Genomic DNA, 15,924 nt, shown 5'->3' on the forward strand with positions numbered 1-15,924 from the left:
TGCGGCCGCGGCGCCGGCCGGCTCAGAACGTCACGCCTGCGCAGAGGACGATGTTGGCGTAAGGCGTGCATTCGCCGGTGCGCACCACGGCCCTGGCGCGCGCGCTGAGCCGCTTCAGTTCCTCGTGCGAGATGGTTTCGGGCGTGACGGCGAGCTGGCCCGCGCACCAGGCTGGCAGCGCGTTGCCATCGGCGGGGTCGAGCGCCTCGCGGGCCAGCATGGCGCGCTCGACCTGCATCTCGGACAACACCGCCCTGAGCACGTCGGCGAGCCGCGGAACCCCCGGCGTGACCGCCAGGTCGATGCGGCGCGGGCCATCGGGAATCGGCAGGCCGGCGTCGCCGAGCACGATCATGTCGCCGTGGCCCAGCGTGGCAATCACCTGCGACAAGTCGGCATGGAGCAGGAGAGTGCGTTTCAAAGCGGTGTCCAGTCGGGCGGGAGGGGGCTGCGCAGGACGGCATCGCGCAGCGGAATGGAAGGTTGGGCGCCGGGCTGCGTGATGCACAGCGCCGCGGCGCGAATGCCCAGGCGCACGGCTTCGTCGAGCGATCCGCCGCAGGCGAGCGTCACCGCCAGCGCGCCGAGAAAGGTGTCGCCCGCGGCCGTGGTGTCGACCGCCTGGACACGCGGCGCCGGATGGTGTCGCGCGCCATCGGCATCGATGGCCACGGCGCCACCGGCGCCCAGCGTGACGACCACGCGTGCGACGCCGCGCGCGCGCAGTACCGCGCCGGCCGCTGCGGCATCGCGCGGCTCCTCGGCGGGTTGGCCGGCCAGCGTCCGCGCCTCGACTTCGTTCACCACCAGCGTGTCAATCAGCGGCCAGAGCGCGGCGTCGACGGCCTGCACCGGCGACGGGTTGAGCAGTACCTTGCAGCCGGCGCGGACGGCCGCGTTCATGGCGCGCGCCACTTGCACCAACGGACTTTCGAACTGCGCGACGAGGAATGCGGCGCGGTCGAGCCGGGCGGCCAGCGCCGCGTCGTCGATCTCGACGCGAGCATTTGCGCCCGCGATCACCACGATGCGGTTCTGCCCCGAGTCCTCGACCATGACGAGCGCCGTGCCGGTGGGCGCTGCTGGGTCGATCTGCACCGCAGTGGTGTCGATGCCGTCCTGCTGCAGAGCCTGCCGCAGCGCCTCGCCGTGCGCGTCGGCACCGACGCAGCCGAGCAGGCTCACCTGCGCGCCCTGGCGCGCGCAACTCACCGCCTGGTTGCCGCCCTTGCCGCCGGGAATGCTGTGGATCGAATGGCCCTGCAGGGTTTCGCCAGCGGCCGGCGCGTGCGGGACCCGCACCACCAGGTCCATGTTCAGGCTGCCCAGCACCACGATGCGCGGCGCTTCGCTGGAAAGCATCGGGTTCATGCGCGGTCGGAGGGAAATCGGGCGGTCGATGCGCGCACGCGCAGCTCAGGCTGCAGCACCACCTTGTGGGGCTCGTGGCGGCGCTTGCTGACGCGCTCGAGCAGCATGTCCACCGCCAGTGCGCCGATGCGCTCCTTGGGCTGGGCCACGGTGGTCAGCGGCGGGCTGGTGTAGGCCGAGAGTTCGATGTCGTCGAAGCCGACGATCGACAGCTCGTCGGGCACGTGCACGCCGGTTTCGTGCGCCGCGCGCAGCGCACCGATCGCCATCAGGTCGTTGCAGACGAACACGGCGGAGGGCGCCTCCTCGGTGCGCAGGATCGCGTGCATCGCCTCGTAGCCGCCCTGGCTGGTGAAGCCGCCGCGCCACAGGAGCGCATCCGCATTCGGCGTCGCACCGCTTTCGGCCAGCGCCATGCGCCAGCCTTCGATGCGCTGCTCGCTCGGCGTCACGCCGGCCGGGCCGCCGATGCAGGCGATGCGCCGGTGCCCAAGCGACAGCAGATGCCGCACCGCCAGCAGCCCGCCCTGCATGTGTGCCGTCTCGACCAGGTCGCAGCTCGGGTCGGCGATCTCGCGGTCGACCAGCACGGTCGGCACCTTGAGGCCGTGCAACTGGGTGACCAGCGAGTCGTCGTTGCCGGTCGACACCACGATCAGGCCGTCGATGCGGCGCTCGGCCAGCACCTTCAGGTAGACGCTCTGGCGCCGCGGCTCGTCGTCGGTGTTGCACAGGATCAGCGTGTAGCCGGCGCCGAAACAGCGGTCTTCGACCACGCGCACGATCTCCGCGAAGTAGGGGTTGGAGCTGTTGGGAATCAACATGCCCAGCGTGGACGTGGTGTTGCTCTTGAGGCTGCGTGCAACGGCGCTCGGCACGTAGCCGAGCTCGCGGATCGCGAGCTCCACGCGTTCGCGCCCCTGCGCGCTCACGTGGCGCGTGTCGTTCACCACATGCGACACGGTGGTGACGGACACGCCGGCGCGCAGCGCGACATCCTTGATGGTGGCCATGTCAGTGGACTCCCCGTTCGGCGCGCCGTTGCCGCAGCGTGTCGATGATCACCGCGACCACGATCACGCAGCCGGTGATGATGCGCTTGCTCGGCTCGCTGGCACCGATCTGCGCCAGGCCCGCTTCGAGCACCGCGATGATGAGCACGCCGAAGAAGGTGTTGACCACCGAGCCGCGACCGCCCATCAGGCTGGTGCCGCCGATCACCACGGCGGCGATCACCTGCAGCTCGATGCCGACGCCGGCGTTCGGGTCGGCGGCTTCGAGCCGGGCCGACTGCATCAGCCCGGCGAGTCCGGCCAGCAGGCCGGTCAGTGCGAACACGATGATGCGGATCGGCCGCGGGTCGATGCCGGCCAGCCGCATGGCCTCTTCGTTGGTGCCGATGCCGACCACATGGCGGCCGAACACGGTGCGCGTGAGGATCGCCTGGCCGATCACCACCAGCACCACGGCGAGCACGAAGGCGGCCGAGATACCGCCGATCCATGGTGCGGCGAGACCGGAGATGGCGTCGCCCACGTACTGGGTACGCGAATCGGTGACGAGGTAGGCGCCACCGCGCACTGCCTCGAGCATGCCGAGCGACACGATGAAGGAGGGCAGCCGCCAGGCCACCGAAACCGCGCCGGTGACGGCGCCGCAGGCGAGGCCGGTGGCCAGCCCGAGCGCCGCCGCGGCCGGCACGCTCCATTGCCACTGCAGGATCGCGGCGGCGGTGGCGGCGGCGCTGAGCGCCAGCACCGAGCCGACCGACAGGTCGATGCCCGCGATGATCAGCACGAAGGTCATGCCGACCGCCATCACGGCCAGTGCCGGAATCTCATTGGCGATGGTGACGAAGGTTTCGCGCGTCAGGAAGTACTCGCTCTGGCTCGCGAACAGCGCGACCATGCCGGCCAGCACCGCGGCAAGGCCGAGATAGGTGGCGAGCTGGCCCTGGAGTGCGGCGCGCGCAGCGGAGGTCGCGGGGGGCGTATCGGACGGATTCATGTCGTATCGGAATGGGCCGGTTCAGGCCGGCAGGGAAGAAGGTGCAGGCGCGGCGGGTGCGCCGGCTGCGTCGCTGAAGGCTGCTGCAAGCAGGGACTGCTCGCTCCATTCGCCGCGCTCGAACACGGCGACCAGCCGACCCCCGCTCATGACGCCGATGCGGTCGCACATCGCCATCAGTTCGCGCAGGTCGCTCGACACCATGAGCAGCGCGCGGCCGGCGTCGGTCATGCGGTCGAGTTCGGCGTACAGGTCCGCGCGCGCGCCCACGTCGACGCCGCGCGTCGGCTCGTCGAGCAGCAGCACATTGCACTCGCGGTGCAGCCAGCGTGCGAACACCACCTTCTGCTGATTGCCGCCGCTCAATGTGGCTGCGGCCTGCTCGATGCTGCGCGAGCGGATGCGCAGCACCTCGACCAGCCGCCGCGCAATGGCTTTCTCCTTGGCGCGCTGCAGCCAGCCGGCGCGCGACACGGCACCGAGGTCGCTCAAGGTGGTGTTGACGCGGATCGGCTGCGGCAACAGCAGCCCCTGCGATTTGCGGTCTTCGGTGACCAGCCCGATGCCGGCACGGATCGCCTGCATCGGCGAGCGCCAGCCACGCTGGATGCGCCGCGTCGGCGCGGCGCCCGCACCATCGGAGGTGCCGGCATACAGCGCGATCTCGCCGCGATCAGCACGGTCCGCGCCGAACAGCAGCCGCACCAGCTCGGTCCGGCCGGAGCCGACCAGGCCGGCCAGCCCCATCACTTCGCCCGCGTGGAGCGCCAGATCGACATCGCGCACCGCCTCGTCCCGGCCGAGGCCGGTGGCCCGCAGCAGCACCGGGCCGGCACGGCGGCGCGGGCGGTTCTCGTGTTCGTGCACCGCGCGGCCGACCATGCGCTGCACCAGTTCCGATTCGCGCACGCCCGCCATCGGCCGCAGATCGACCAGCCGGCCGTCGCGCAGCACCGCCACGCGGTCGGCGATGCGCTGCAGCTCCTCGAGCCGGTGCGACACATAGACGATGGCCACGCCGCGCGCCTTCAGCAACTCGATCTGCTCGAACAGGTGCGAAGTCTCGCGCGGCGTGAGCATCGCCGTGGGTTCGTCGAGCACCAGCACGCGCGTGTCGTCCTGCAGGTTGCGCGCGATCTCGACCATCTGCTGCTGCCCGATGCCCAGCCGTGCCACCGGCGTGGCGGGGTCGATGCCCTGCATGCCGATCTTGGCGAGCTGGCGCGCGGCCAGCGCATGCAGCGCGCTGCGCCGCAGCCAGCCCGCGCGATGGGGCAGGCGGTCGAGCAGAAGGTTTTCGGCCACGGACAGGGTCGACACGAGGCCCAGCTCCTGCATCACCATGCGCACGCCCTGGTGTTCGGCCTCGCGCCGCGAGCCGGGCGCGAAGGGCTGGCCGTCCAGCAGCATCTGCCCGCGCGTGGGCTGCACCAGGCCGCAGACGATCTTGGACAGCGTGCTCTTCCCGGCACCGTTCTCACCCGTGAGGGCGAGCACTTCGCCGGCGTTCAGCACGATCGAGACGTCGTCGAGCACCGGCGCCGCGTAGTCCTTGCCGAGCGCGCTCAGCGAGAGCACCGGCGCGCTGCGATTGTTGTCAGCCATCGATGGCAACCTCGTTCCAGAAACACCACGGAACCGGCTTTGCCGGGCCGTTGGTGTTGCCCCCGGTGGGGGGTGGCGAAGCGACACGAAGTGCGCAAAGCCTGGGGGCGAGCAACATTTACTTGGCGGCCTTGGTGACCAGCACCACGTCAGTCTTGATCTCGGCCGGCATCGAAGCCTGCGGCTTCTTGTCGGCGAGCGCCTTCAGTGCGGTCTCGATGCCGAACACCGCCTGCTTGGCTGCGAACTGATCGGCGGTGGCGAGCACCCGGCCGTCGGCCAGCATCGGCTTGATCGCGCCGATGTTGTCGTAGCCGACCACCAGCACCTTGCCGGTCTTGCCAGCGGCCTTGACCGCCGCGACCGCGCCGAGTGCCATGCTGTCGTTGCCGGCGAGCAGCGCTTTCAGATCCGGGTGCTCGCGCATCATGCCGGCCGCCACCGTGTTGCCCTTGTCGATTTCCCACTGGCCCGACTGCACGCCGACCACCGTCACGCCGGCCGCCTTCATCGCGTCCTGGTAGCCGAGCGTGCGCTGCTGGGCGTTGAACGTGGTCGACACGCCTTCGATGATGCCGACCTTGTCGCCGGCCTTCAGGCTCTTGGCGAGCTCGTCGCCGACCAGCTTGGCGCCGGCGCGGTTGTCGGGGCCGACGAACGGCACCTGGATCGCCTTTTCCTTCAGCGCGGCGGCGTCGAACTGGTTGTCGATGTTGACGACCAGGATGCCCTTGTCGATGGCGGCCTTGACCACCGGAACCAGCGCCTTCGAATCGGCCGGCGCGATCACCAGCGCGTTGATCTTTTGCGCCACCATCTGCTCGACCATCTTGATCTGGGCCGCGGTGTCGGTCTCGTCCTTGATGCCGTTGGCCACGAGCGTGTACTGCGATGCGTGGGCTTTCTGGTGGGCCTTGGCGCCGTCTTCCATGGTGCGGAAGAACTCGTTGGCCAGCGATTTCATGACAAGCGCAACCTTCGGCTTGTCCTGCGCGAGCGCGGGCGAGGCGGCAAGCGCGCCCAGCAGGGCGAGGGCGGCGGTGTTCTGCACGGTGCGGCGGGTGAGTTTCATTGAGAGGTCTCCTGGGATTGGATGGGTGCCGGTCTTGCTGCCGGAGGCCCGATCCTAACGAAAGCAAACGTTTGCGCAAACGTTTGCGTCTCGGGTTTTACCCTGAGGCAGCAGCGGCGGATCGTTCGGGCCTGAAGAGGAACTTGAAGTCCGCACCGTAAAATCGCTGGTTGATTCCAGAGGACATCCATGAGTTTGCAATGCGGCATCGTCGGCCTGCCCAACGTCGGTAAATCCACCCTTTTCAATGCGCTGACCAAGGCCGGCATCGCAGCGGAGAACTATCCCTTCTGCACCATCGAGCCGAACGTCGGCGTTGTGGAGGTGCCTGATCCGAGGCTGGCGCAGCTGGCCGGGATCATTTCGCCCGAGCGCATCGTTCCTGCGATCGTCGAGTTCGTCGACATCGCGGGCCTGGTGGCCGGCGCCAGCACCGGCGAAGGTCTGGGCAACAAGTTCCTCGCGCACATCCGCGAAACAGACGCCACGGTGAACGTGGTGCGCTGCTTCGACGACGACAACGTGATCCACGTCGCCGGCAAGGTCGACCCGATCTCCGACATCGAGGTGATTCAGACCGAGCTGTGCCTGGCCGACCTCGCCACGGTCGAGAAGGCGCTGCACCGCCACACCAAGGTCGCGCGCTCGGGCGACAAGGACGCACAGAAGCTGGTCGCGCTGCTCGAACGCTGCCAGGCCGCACTGAACGAGAACACGCCGGTGCGCGCGCTCGAGTTCACCCGGGAAGAGCAACCGCTGGTGAAGTCCTTCACGCTCATCACGGCCAAGCCTGCGATGTTCGTCGGCAACGTGGCCGAAGACGGCTTCGAGAACAACCCGTATCTCGATCGCCTGCGCGAATACGCCGCGAAGCAGGGCGCGCCCGTGGTCGCGATCTGCGCCAAGATCGAAGCCGAACTGGCCGACATGGACGACGAGGACAAGAAGATGTTCCTCGCCGAGATCGGCCAGGAAGAGCCCGGCCTGAACCGCCTGATCCGCGCGGCCTTCAAGCTGCTGGGCCTGCAAACCTACTTCACGGCCGGCGTGAAGGAAGTGCGCGCATGGACCATCCACATCGGCGACACCGGCCCGCAGGCCGCCGGCGTGATCCACGGCGACTTCGAGAAGGGCTACATCCGCGCCCAGACCATCGCCTTCGCCGACTACATCGCCTTCAAGGGCGAGCAGGGCGCGAAGGACGCTGGGAAGATGCGTTCGGAAGGCAAGGAATACGTCGTCAAGGATGGCGACGTGATGAACTTCCTGTTTAGTTCGTAGTAAAGCTCGCCCCCAGGCTGCGCGCACTTCGTGTCGCTTCGCCAACCCCCTACCGGGGGCAACACCAGCGGCCCGGCAAAGCCGGTTCCGCGGTGTTTCGCGAAGGGGCCCTTGACGTCATTCAGCACAACAGACGATTCCGATGCTCACCGTTCACCACCTCAACAATTCGCGCTCGCAGCGCGTGCTCTGGCTGCTCGAAGAACTCGGGCTGCCCTATGAGATCGTTCACTACCAGCGCGACGCGAAGACCATGCTGGCGCCGCCCGAGCTGCGCCGCGTGCACCCGCTGGGCAAGTCGCCGGTAGTGACGACCGACGACGGCCTCGCGCTGGCCGAGTCGGGCGCGATCATCGAGACCCTCATCGAGCGCTTCGGCCAGGGCCGGCTCGCGCCGCCCGCAGGCTCGGCCGAGGCGCTGCGCTACCGCTACTGGCTGCACTACGCCGAAGGCTCGGCGATGCCGCCGCTGCTGCTCAAGCTGGTGTTCGACAAGATCGAGAAGAGCAAGATGCCGTTCTTCGCCAAACCCATCGCCAGGGCGATCGCGGGCAAGGCCAAGAGCAGTTTCGTGACGCCGAACATCACCACGCACCTCGACTTCATGGAAGGCGAGCTGGGCAAGAGCGAATGGTTTGCGGGCGCTGACTTCAGCGGCGCCGACATCCAGATGAGCTTTCCGGTCGAGGCGGCACAGGCGCGCGGCGGGCTCGATGCTTCACGGCCGAAGCTGATGGCGTACCTCGCACGCATCCATGCGCGGCCGGCTTACCAAAAGGCGCTGGAGCGCGGCGGCCCCTACGGCCTGTTGAGCTGATTCAGTTCGGCCAGATGTAGAGCAGGGCCACCGTCATCGTCAGGTAGCGAGCGAACTTGCCGATGGCCATGTAAAGCAGGCAAGGCCAGAACGACAACTTGAGCCAGCCGGCGACGGCGCACAGCGGGTCGCCGAACAGCGGCAGCCAACTCAGCAGGCAGGCCTTGGGCCCGAGCTTTTCAAGCCAAGTGAGCACACGCACATGGTGCTTCGAGTGGGCATATTTGTCGGCGACCTTGTGCGCGCCGTAGCCCATCCACCAGTCGACCGCGCCGCCGAGCGTGTTGCCCGCCGTGGCCACCAGCACGGCCGGCCAGAACATCTCGGGGTTGAGCTTGAGCAGGCCGAACAGCGCAGGCTCCGAACCCAACGGCAGCAGCGTGGCCGACACGAACGAGACGAAAAAAAGTGTCGAGAGGCCGTATTGCGGCAGCGCCAACAGCGCCGTGAGGGAGTCGAGCCAGGCTTGCATCTGCAACGGAGTATAGAAAGCCGAGTGATCGAAAGGCGTGGGAGAAAGCGCCGTCAAACCGGGCCGCAAGTCAAGCACGAAAGCCCGATCCAAATGCGCAATCTGTTTCAGTCCCTGAAATGCCGCGCCGCTACAATCGTGCCTCATTTTTCAGCAGCTTCGCGCGGCTCATTTCCTCTTCCCTCACCATGCAGATCGGCCCCATCGCGCTGGAAAACCGCTTGTTCGTGGCGCCCATGGCCGGCGTGACGGACCGCCCGTTCCGCATGCTGTGCCGCACGCTCGGCGCGGGCTACGCGGTGAGCGAGATGGTGACCTCGCGCAAGGAGCTGTGGAACACGCTCAAGACCTCGCGCCGCGCCAACCACGACGGCGAGCCCGGTCCGATCGCGGTGCAGATCGCCGGCACCGATGCGGCCATGATGGCCGAGGCCGCGCACTACAACATCGACCGCGGCGCGCAGATCATCGACATCAACATGGGCTGCCCGGCCAAGAAGGTCTGCAACAAATGGGCGGGCTCGGCGCTGATGCGCGACGAGCCGCTCGCGCTCCAGATCGTGCAGGCCGTGGTTGACGCTGCGGCGCCGCATAGCGTGCCGGTCACGCTGAAGATGCGCACCGGCTGGAGCCAGGACCATCGCAATGCGGTGAAGCTCGCGCGCGACTTCGAAGCGGCCGGCGTGCAGATGTTGACGGTGCACGGCCGCACCCGCGAGCAAGGCTACAAGGGCGCGGCCGAGTACGACACCATCGCCGCCGTGAAGGCCGCGGTGCGCGTGCCGGTGGTGGCCAACGGCGACATCACGAGTCCGCAGAAAGCGCGCGAGGTGTTGGCGCTCACTGGCGCGGACGCCGTGATGATCGGCCGCGCGGCGCAGGGCCGGCCCTGGATCTTTCGCGAGATCGCGCATTTCCTGGCCACGGGCACCGAGCTCGCGCCGCCGCTGGTGGCCGAAGTGCGACGCCTGATGCTGGAGCATCTGGAGGCGCACTACGCGCTGTACGGCGAGTTCAGCGGCGTGCGCACCGCGCGCAAGCACATCGGCTGGTATCTGCGTTCATTGCCCGGCGGCGAAGCATTCCGCGCGCAGATGAACACCCTGGACGACTGCGCGCTGCAACTGCGTGCCGTCGCCGACTTTTTCGACGGGATCGCGGTCTTGATGGACCGCATGCCGTCCCCGGGTGCAGACGCAGATCTGTCCCCGGAAATGGAAGCGGCTGCCGCCGCTGAATGAGAGAGAGAGAAGAAGAGAAACCAAGCATGAGCAAAAAACACATCGAGGACTGCGTGCGCAGCAGTCTGGACAGCTACTTCCGCGATCTGCGCGGCACCGAACCCGACGGCATGTACGAGATGCTGGTGCGCGTGGTCGAAAAACCTTTGCTCGACGTGGTGATGACCCGTGCCGAAGGCAACCAGTCGCGCGCCGCGCAATGGCTTGGGCTCAACCGCAACACGCTGCGCAAGAAACTCGTCGAACATAAATTGTTGAAATAAAAAGAAACTCATGGCCCTGACCGCACTGCTCTCCGTTTCCGACAAGACCGGCATCCTCGAATTTGCGAAGGCGCTCAACGCGCTCGGCATCAAGCTCCTTTCCACCGGCGGCACCGCGAAGTTGCTGGCCGATGCCGGCCTGCCGGTGACCGAGGTCGCCGACCACACCGGTTTTCCCGAAATGCTCGACGGGCGCGTGAAGACGCTGCACCCCAAGATCCACGGTGGCTTGCTGGCGCGGCGCGATCTGCCTGCGCACGTGGCCGCCATCGAGGCGCATGGCATCGACACCATCGACCTGCTGGTGGTGAATCTCTACCCGTTCGAGGCCACCGTTGCCAAGCCCGGCTGCACCCTCGAAGACGCGATCGAGAACATCGACATCGGCGGCCCGGCCATGGTGCGCAGCGCGGCCAAGAACTGGAAGGACGTCGGCGTGCTGACCGACGCATCGCAGTACGCGGGCGCGCTGGCCGAACTCCAGGCCGACGGCAAGCTCAGCGACAAGACGAAGTTCGCGCTGTCGGTGGCCGCCTTCAACCGCATCAGCCAATACGACGGCGCCATCAGCGACTACCTGTCGGGTCTGCGGGAAGACGGCAGCCACTCGCTGTTTCCGGCGCAGAGCAATGGCCGCTTCGTCAAGCTGCAGGACTTGCGCTACGGCGAGAACCCGCACCAGCAGGCCGCGTTCTACCGCGACCTGTATCCGGCGCCCGGTTCGCTCGTGAGCGCGAAGCAACTGCAGGGCAAGGAGCTCAGCTACAACAACATCGCCGATGCCGACGCCGCGTGGGAATGCGTGAAGAGCTTCGACGTGCCGGCCTGCGTGATCGTCAAGCACGCCAACCCCTGCGGCGTGGCCGTGGGCAGGGACGCGAACGAGGCCTACAGCAAGGCCTTCAAGACCGATCCGACCTCGGCCTTCGGCGGCATCATCGCCTTCAACCGCACTGTCGATGGTGCGACGGCGCAAGAGATCAGCAAGCAGTTTGTCGAGGTGCTGATGGCGCCCGGCTACACGCCCGAAGCACTGGAGCTGTTCCAGGCGACCAGGAACCGGCAGAACGTGCGCATTCTCGAGATCGCGCTGCCACCGGGCGGCGCGAGCGACTGGGACAACGGCCGCAACATGATGGACGTCAAGCGCATCGGCTCGGGCCTTCTGATGCAGACCGCCGACAACCGCGTGCTGGCCGCGAGCGAGCTCAAGGTGGTGAGCAAGAAGCAACCGACGCCGGAACAGCTGGAAGACCTGCTGTTCGCCTGGAAGGTCGCGAAGTACGTGAAGAGCAACGCGATCGTGTTCTGCGCCGGCGGCATGACCATGGGCGTGGGCGCAGGCCAGATGAGCCGGCTCGATTCGGCGCGGATCGCGAGCATCAAGGCCGAGCATGCAGGCTTGTCGCTGAAAGGCACGGCGGTCGCGAGCGATGCGTTCTTTCCGTTCCGCGACGGGCTCGACGTGGTGGTCGATGCCGGCGCCAGCGCGGTCATCCAGCCAGGCGGCTCGATGCGCGACCAGGAAGTGATCGACGCGGCGGACGAGCGCGGCGTGGTGATGGTGCTCTCAGGCGTGCGTCACTTCAGGCACTAGATCCCACCCCCAGTCTTCGCGCACTTCGTGTCGCTTCGCCAACCCCCTTGCAGGGGGGCAACACCGGCGGCCCGGCAAAGCCGGTTCCGCGGTGTTCCTGGGCTGGGCGCGCCTAGAGGTTCCTGAAGATCTGGCGGGCGGCTTCGATCGTTGCGGCGATGTCTTCGTCGCTGTGTGCGGCGCTGACAAAGCCGGCTTCGTAGAGCGCCGGCGCGATGTAGACCCCGCGGTCCAGCAGGCCGTGGAACAGCGTGTTGAACCTTGCGTTGTCGGTGGTCATCACCGTCGCGTAGTTCTGCGGCAACTGGTCGAACAGGAAGAAGCCGAACATGCCGCCTTCGCTGTCGGCGCTGAACGGCACGCCTTCGGCAGCGGCCGCCGCCTTGAGGCCATCGACCAACAAACGCGTCCTGGTGCCCAGCGCTTCATAGAAGCCGGGCTTGGCCACTTCCTTCAAGGTCGCGAGGCCGCAAGCCGTGGCCACCGGGTTGCCCGAGAGCGTGCCGGCCTGGTAGACCGGGCCCAGGGGGGCGAGCTGCTCCATGATCGCGCGCGGGCCGCCGAAGGCCGCCAGCGGCATGCCGCCGCCGATGACCTTGCCGAGCACCGTGAGGTCGGGCGTGATGCCGAGCACGCCCTGCGCCCCGTGCAGGCCGACGCGAAAGCCCGTCATCACTTCGTCGAACACCAGCAGTGCGCCGTGCTGCGTGCAGAGTTCGCGGCAGCGCTTCGCGAACGCGGGCGTCGCGCGCACGAAATTCATGTTGCCAGCGATCGCCTCGATCATCAGGCAGGCGAGTTCGTTGCCGTGCAGCGCGAACGCCTCTTCGAGCTGCTCGAGGTTGTTGTACTCGAGCACCAGCGTGTGCTGCACGACTTCGGGCGGCACGCCGGCCGAGGTCGGATTGCCGAAGGTCGCGAGGCCGGAGCCGGCCTTGACCAGCAGCGCATCGGCGTGGCCGTGGTAGCAGCCCTCGAACTTGATGATGTATTTGCGTCCGGTGGCACCGCGCGCCAGGCGCAGCGCGCTCATGGCGGCTTCGGTGCCCGAGCTCACGAGCCGCACCATTTCCATCGACGGCACCAGCGCGAGGATGGCTTCGGCCAGTTCGATCTCGCGCTCGGTCGGCGCGCCGTACGAGAAGCCTTCCAGCACGGCCTTCTGCACCGCTTCGACCACGGCCGGGTGCCCGTGCCCCAGGATCATCGGCCCCCAGGAGCCGATGTAGTCGATGTAGCGCTTGTCGTTCGCGTCCCAGAAATACGCGCCCTGGGCACGTTGCACGAAGCGCGGCGTGCCGCCGACGGCCTTGAAGGCGCGAACCGGCGAGTTCACGCCACCGGGGATCACGGCGCGGGCGCGCTCGAAGAGTTGTTCGTTTCGGTCAGCGTTTGTCATTGAGGGGAGAAATTCTTATAGGCAAGGGGCCGCCGCGCCCGGCCGCCCGAAGCGGCCGGCCCGCCCCCGGCAGGGGGAAGGAGAAGCGACACGCAGTGCGCGCAGCCTGGGGGCGAGCAACATTTCAGTGGCGGGTGTCGTGCGGTGGCAGGGCAAAGTCGGAGGGGTCGGCCGCCTCGACCACGTCGTCTTCGTCCTCTTCGGGCTGGGCCCAGAACAGGCGGTCGGGCAGCACATGGCCCATGCCGGGGCGAAAACCCGCATCGAGGCAGCGATCCATATAGCTCAGCGCCTCGCTGGTGGCGGCGGTGAGGTCGGTGCCGCTGGCGAGCAGTGCCGCCAGCGCGGCCGAGAGCGTGTCGCCGGCACCGGAGAACACGGCTTCGAGCCGCTCGTACTTCTCGCTGGCGAGCACCGCCTGAGGCGAGGCCAGCACGTTGTCGAAGAACTGGTCGGGCAGCACGATGCCGGTGACGAGCGTGTAGGGCACGCCGTGCTCGCCGGCTGCGCGGGCGATGTCGCGCGGTGTCGGGCTGCGCTCGCCGGACCAGTCGGGCAGCAGCCAGCGCCAGAGCGTGCTGTGGTTGCCCACCAGCACCGTGGTCTGCGGCAGCAGCAGGTCGCGGAAGGCATCGAGGTAGGGCTCGATCTGGTTTTCGTCCCACCACGACAGGTTGGGCATGTAGGCCACCAGCGGAACGTCGGGGTAGTCGCTGGCGGTCTCGGCGATGGTGCTGAGGATCTCCGGCGTGCCGACGAAACCGACCTTGATCAGCCGCACTTCCACGTCCTCCAGGATCGCGCGCGCCTGTTCGGCAACGGCTTCCTCATCGAAGGCAAAGTGGTCGAAAATCTCGGCCGTGTCGCGCGCGTACGCGCCGGTCACGACCGCAAGCATGTGCGCACCCACTGACGCCATGGCCAGCGCGTCGCCTCCAAGCCCGCCGGCGCCGCTCGGGTCGCTGGCGTTGAAGACCAGCACGCAGGGCGGGTTGAGATCGTCGTCGTCGGCCAACGTTTCGTCGTCCGACGCACCGGTAAGATCGGCCGCATCACGTGCGGCGCCAGAGGGTAGTAAGTAAGTATTCATGCGCCGTGGTGGGTCACCGCGATGGTGGCATAAGTGAGACGCTTGTCACGTTCAACTGTGATACGTCTGGATACAATCGTTGCATTCTATGTACAGGGACTTTAAGCTGCGATGAACACGAAAACATGGATGTGCCTGATTTGCGGGTGGATCTACGATGAAGCGGTTGGAGTGCCCGAAGACGGCATTGCGCCCAACACGGCCTGGGCCGACGTCCCGATGAACTGGACGTGTCCCGAGTGCGGAGCGCGCAAGGAAGATTTTGAGATGGTTGAGATCTGAAGCATGGCATAGGGCTGCGCTTCATCATGCGCCGATCTGTTCGGTGCGGTATTGAACGAAGTCCCATACAGGAGCGTGTGCCCATGAGCACCACAGGATCCGGTTACAAAGTGCTCGTCATCGACGACAGCAACACTATTCGGCGCAGCGCTGAGATCTTTCTCAAGCAGGGTGGCCACGAAGTGCTGCTGGCTGAAGACGGATTCGATGCGCTGTCGAAGGTCAACGACCACAAGCCGCATCTCATTTTCTGCGACATCCTGATGCCGCGTCTCGACGGCTACCAAACCTGCGCCATCATCAAACGCAACGCCCAGTTCTCGGGCGTCCCTGTCGTCATGCTTTCCTCGAAGGATGGCGTGTTCGACAAGGCGCGCGGTCGCATGGTCGGCTCGCAAGACTATCTCACCAAGCCTTTTACCAAAGACCAACTGCTGCAAGCCGTGCAGCAGTTCGGCATCGTTCAAACGGAAGCCCCCTGATGGCCATTCATAAAGTACTCGTGGTTGACGACTCCAAGACGGAGTTGCTGTTCCTGACCGAACTGCTCCAGAAAAACGGCTTCGCCGTGAAGACGGCGGAAAACGCCGACGACGCCATGCGCCGGCTCGAAGAGGAGCAGCCCGACCTGATCCTGATGGACGTGGTGATGCCGGGCCAGAACGGCTTCCAGCTCACCCGCGCGATCGCCCGTAATCCGAAGTACGAGCAGGTGCCGATCATCCTGTGCACCAGCAAGAACCAGGAAACCGACCGCGTCTGGGGCATGCGCCAAGGTGCGCGCGACTACATCGTCAAACCGGTCAACGCCGCCGAACTGATGGCGAAGATCAGCGCGCTTGCCTGAACATGGCCAATCGCGACGCGTTGCGCGCTTTCCAGTCCCGCCTTGCGGGTCGCTTGCAGGCCGTGCGCACTGCCGGCAGCGTGTCGGCCTCCTGGCTGGCCGTTGAGGCGGGCAATGCCAAGTATCTGTTTCCGCTCGGCCATGCCGGCGAAATTTTCCCCTGGACGCCGCCGCAGCCTGTGCCGTACACGGCGCCCTGGTTTCTCGGCGTCGCCAACCTGCGTGGCGGGCTGTTCGGCGTGATCCAGCTTGCCGGCTTTGCCGCCGGCCAGCGCAGCCCCGTGGCTGCGACCGAAGCGGCGCGCGCGCAGTCGCGACTGGTGGCGCTCAACGAACTGCTCGAAGTCAACTGCGCCCTGCTGATCGACCGCCTGGTCGGACTGCGCGGCGTCGAGGCTTTCACGGCAGCCAAGGCGCCCGACGTCGAAGCGCCTGCGTGGCTTGGCCATGCGTACACCGATGCGGAGGGCGTGCAGTGGCAGGAGATCAACCTGCAAGCGCTTTCGCAGCAACCGCAATTTTTGAGTATCGGCGCCGGTGGCTTGCCGAACCCCGACATCAACTGAAGGACCGACCGTGA

General features: G+C 67.0%; 18 protein-coding genes. 9 read left to right on the top strand and 9 right to left on the bottom strand.

Features of this window, described 5'->3' with window-relative positions:
• Nucleotides 1-22: 22 nt before the first annotated feature.
• From rbsD to QTI05_RS26260, 6 genes are all read right to left on the bottom strand, one after another.
• Nucleotides 23-421: a D-ribose pyranase gene (rbsD, locus tag QTI05_RS26235; RefSeq protein WP_286539453.1), complete on the bottom strand. Its 399-nt coding sequence runs from the start codon at nt 419-421 to the stop codon at nt 23-25.
• Nucleotides 418-1,362, bottom strand: coding sequence for a ribokinase (gene rbsK / locus QTI05_RS26240; RefSeq protein ID WP_444812970.1), 945 nt, complete (start codon nt 1,360-1,362; stop codon nt 418-420). The genes rbsD and rbsK overlap by 4 nt, the downstream gene beginning before the upstream one ends.
• 5 nt (nt 1,363-1,367) lie before the next feature.
• Complete coding sequence (locus QTI05_RS26245) at nt 1,368-2,384, bottom strand: LacI family DNA-binding transcriptional regulator (protein ID WP_286621372.1); 1,017 nt, start codon at nt 2,382-2,384, stop codon at nt 1,368-1,370.
• 1 nt (nt 2,385) lies between these two features.
• Nucleotides 2,386-3,378: an ABC transporter permease gene (locus QTI05_RS26250; RefSeq protein ID WP_286621374.1), complete on the bottom strand. Its 993-nt coding sequence runs from the start codon at nt 3,376-3,378 to the stop codon at nt 2,386-2,388.
• A gap of 21 nt (nt 3,379-3,399) precedes the next feature.
• Nucleotides 3,400-4,983 carry a sugar ABC transporter ATP-binding protein gene (locus tag QTI05_RS26255; protein ID WP_286621376.1) on the bottom strand — a complete coding sequence of 528 codons (1,584 nt, stop codon included), beginning with the start codon at nt 4,981-4,983 and terminating at the stop codon, nt 3,400-3,402.
• 118 nt (nt 4,984-5,101) lie between these two features.
• Nucleotides 5,102-6,055 (bottom strand): sugar ABC transporter substrate-binding protein, encoded by a 954-nt coding sequence (locus QTI05_RS26260; protein WP_286621377.1) that lies wholly within the window; start codon nt 6,053-6,055, stop codon nt 5,102-5,104.
• Between the two features lie 189 nt (nt 6,056-6,244).
• Between QTI05_RS26260 and ychF the strand changes: the two genes are divergently transcribed.
• The gene (ychF, locus tag QTI05_RS26265; protein WP_286621378.1) at nt 6,245-7,336 is read left to right on the top strand and encodes a redox-regulated ATPase YchF; all 1,092 of its coding nucleotides are present in this window, start codon (nt 6,245-6,247) and stop codon (nt 7,334-7,336) included.
• Nucleotides 7,337-7,478: 142 nt separating this feature from the next.
• Nucleotides 7,479-8,153 (top strand): glutathione S-transferase, encoded by a 675-nt coding sequence (locus QTI05_RS26270; RefSeq protein ID WP_286621379.1) that lies wholly within the window; start codon nt 7,479-7,481, stop codon nt 8,151-8,153.
• 1 nt (nt 8,154) lies between these two features.
• Here QTI05_RS26270 and QTI05_RS26275 read toward each other — a convergent pair whose 3' ends face one another.
• Nucleotides 8,155-8,625, bottom strand: a complete 471-nt coding sequence (locus QTI05_RS26275) for a YqaA family protein (RefSeq protein ID WP_286539443.1) — start codon at nt 8,623-8,625, stop codon at nt 8,155-8,157.
• A 188-nt stretch (nt 8,626-8,813) separates the two neighbouring features.
• On the opposite strand from QTI05_RS26275, the gene dusB reads away from it, so the two are divergent.
• Genes dusB through purH form a run of 3 tightly spaced genes read left to right on the top strand, consistent with a single transcriptional unit; the run spans nt 8,814 to nt 11,726 of the window.
• Nucleotides 8,814-9,866 (top strand): tRNA dihydrouridine synthase DusB, encoded by a 1,053-nt coding sequence (gene dusB / locus QTI05_RS26280; RefSeq protein ID WP_286621380.1) that lies wholly within the window; start codon nt 8,814-8,816, stop codon nt 9,864-9,866.
• Nucleotides 9,867-9,892: 26 nt separating this feature from the next.
• Nucleotides 9,893-10,129 carry a Fis family transcriptional regulator gene (locus tag QTI05_RS26285; protein ID WP_056577757.1) on the top strand — a complete coding sequence of 79 codons (237 nt, stop codon included), beginning with the start codon at nt 9,893-9,895 and terminating at the stop codon, nt 10,127-10,129.
• 10 nt (nt 10,130-10,139) lie between these two features.
• Nucleotides 10,140-11,726: a bifunctional phosphoribosylaminoimidazolecarboxamide formyltransferase/IMP cyclohydrolase gene (gene purH / locus QTI05_RS26290; protein ID WP_286621382.1), complete on the top strand. Its 1,587-nt coding sequence runs from the start codon at nt 10,140-10,142 to the stop codon at nt 11,724-11,726.
• Nucleotides 11,727-11,838: 112 nt separating this feature from the next.
• Here the strand turns inward: purH and hemL are convergent, their stop codons facing one another.
• Entirely contained in the window at nt 11,839-13,125 is a 1,287-nt protein-coding gene (gene hemL / locus QTI05_RS26295; RefSeq protein WP_286621383.1) for a glutamate-1-semialdehyde 2,1-aminomutase, read from the bottom strand.
• Between the two features lie 124 nt (nt 13,126-13,249).
• Nucleotides 13,250-14,215: a bifunctional hydroxymethylpyrimidine kinase/phosphomethylpyrimidine kinase gene (gene thiD / locus QTI05_RS26300; protein ID WP_286621385.1), complete on the bottom strand. Its 966-nt coding sequence runs from the start codon at nt 14,213-14,215 to the stop codon at nt 13,250-13,252.
• Between the two features lie 111 nt (nt 14,216-14,326).
• Between thiD and QTI05_RS26305 the strand changes: the two genes are divergently transcribed.
• From QTI05_RS26305 to QTI05_RS26320, 4 genes are all read left to right on the top strand, one after another.
• Nucleotides 14,327-14,497 carry a rubredoxin gene (locus tag QTI05_RS26305; RefSeq protein ID WP_262073550.1) on the top strand — a complete coding sequence of 57 codons (171 nt, stop codon included), beginning with the start codon at nt 14,327-14,329 and terminating at the stop codon, nt 14,495-14,497.
• A gap of 83 nt (nt 14,498-14,580) precedes the next feature.
• Nucleotides 14,581-14,979 carry a response regulator gene (locus tag QTI05_RS26310; protein WP_286539432.1) on the top strand — a complete coding sequence of 133 codons (399 nt, stop codon included), beginning with the start codon at nt 14,581-14,583 and terminating at the stop codon, nt 14,977-14,979.
• Entirely contained in the window at nt 14,979-15,344 is a 366-nt protein-coding gene (locus QTI05_RS26315) for a response regulator transcription factor (RefSeq protein ID WP_286539431.1), read from the top strand. The genes QTI05_RS26310 and QTI05_RS26315 overlap by 1 nt, the downstream gene beginning before the upstream one ends.
• Before the next feature lie 2 nt (nt 15,345-15,346).
• Nucleotides 15,347-15,910: a chemotaxis protein CheW gene (locus tag QTI05_RS26320; RefSeq protein WP_286621387.1), complete on the top strand. Its 564-nt coding sequence runs from the start codon at nt 15,347-15,349 to the stop codon at nt 15,908-15,910.
• Nucleotides 15,911-15,924: the final 14 nt, after the last annotated feature.

Origin of the sequence: Variovorax fucosicus, assembly GCF_030316825.1 — a bacterium.
Lineage (GTDB): Bacteria > Pseudomonadota > Gammaproteobacteria > Burkholderiales > Burkholderiaceae_C > Variovorax > Variovorax fucosicus.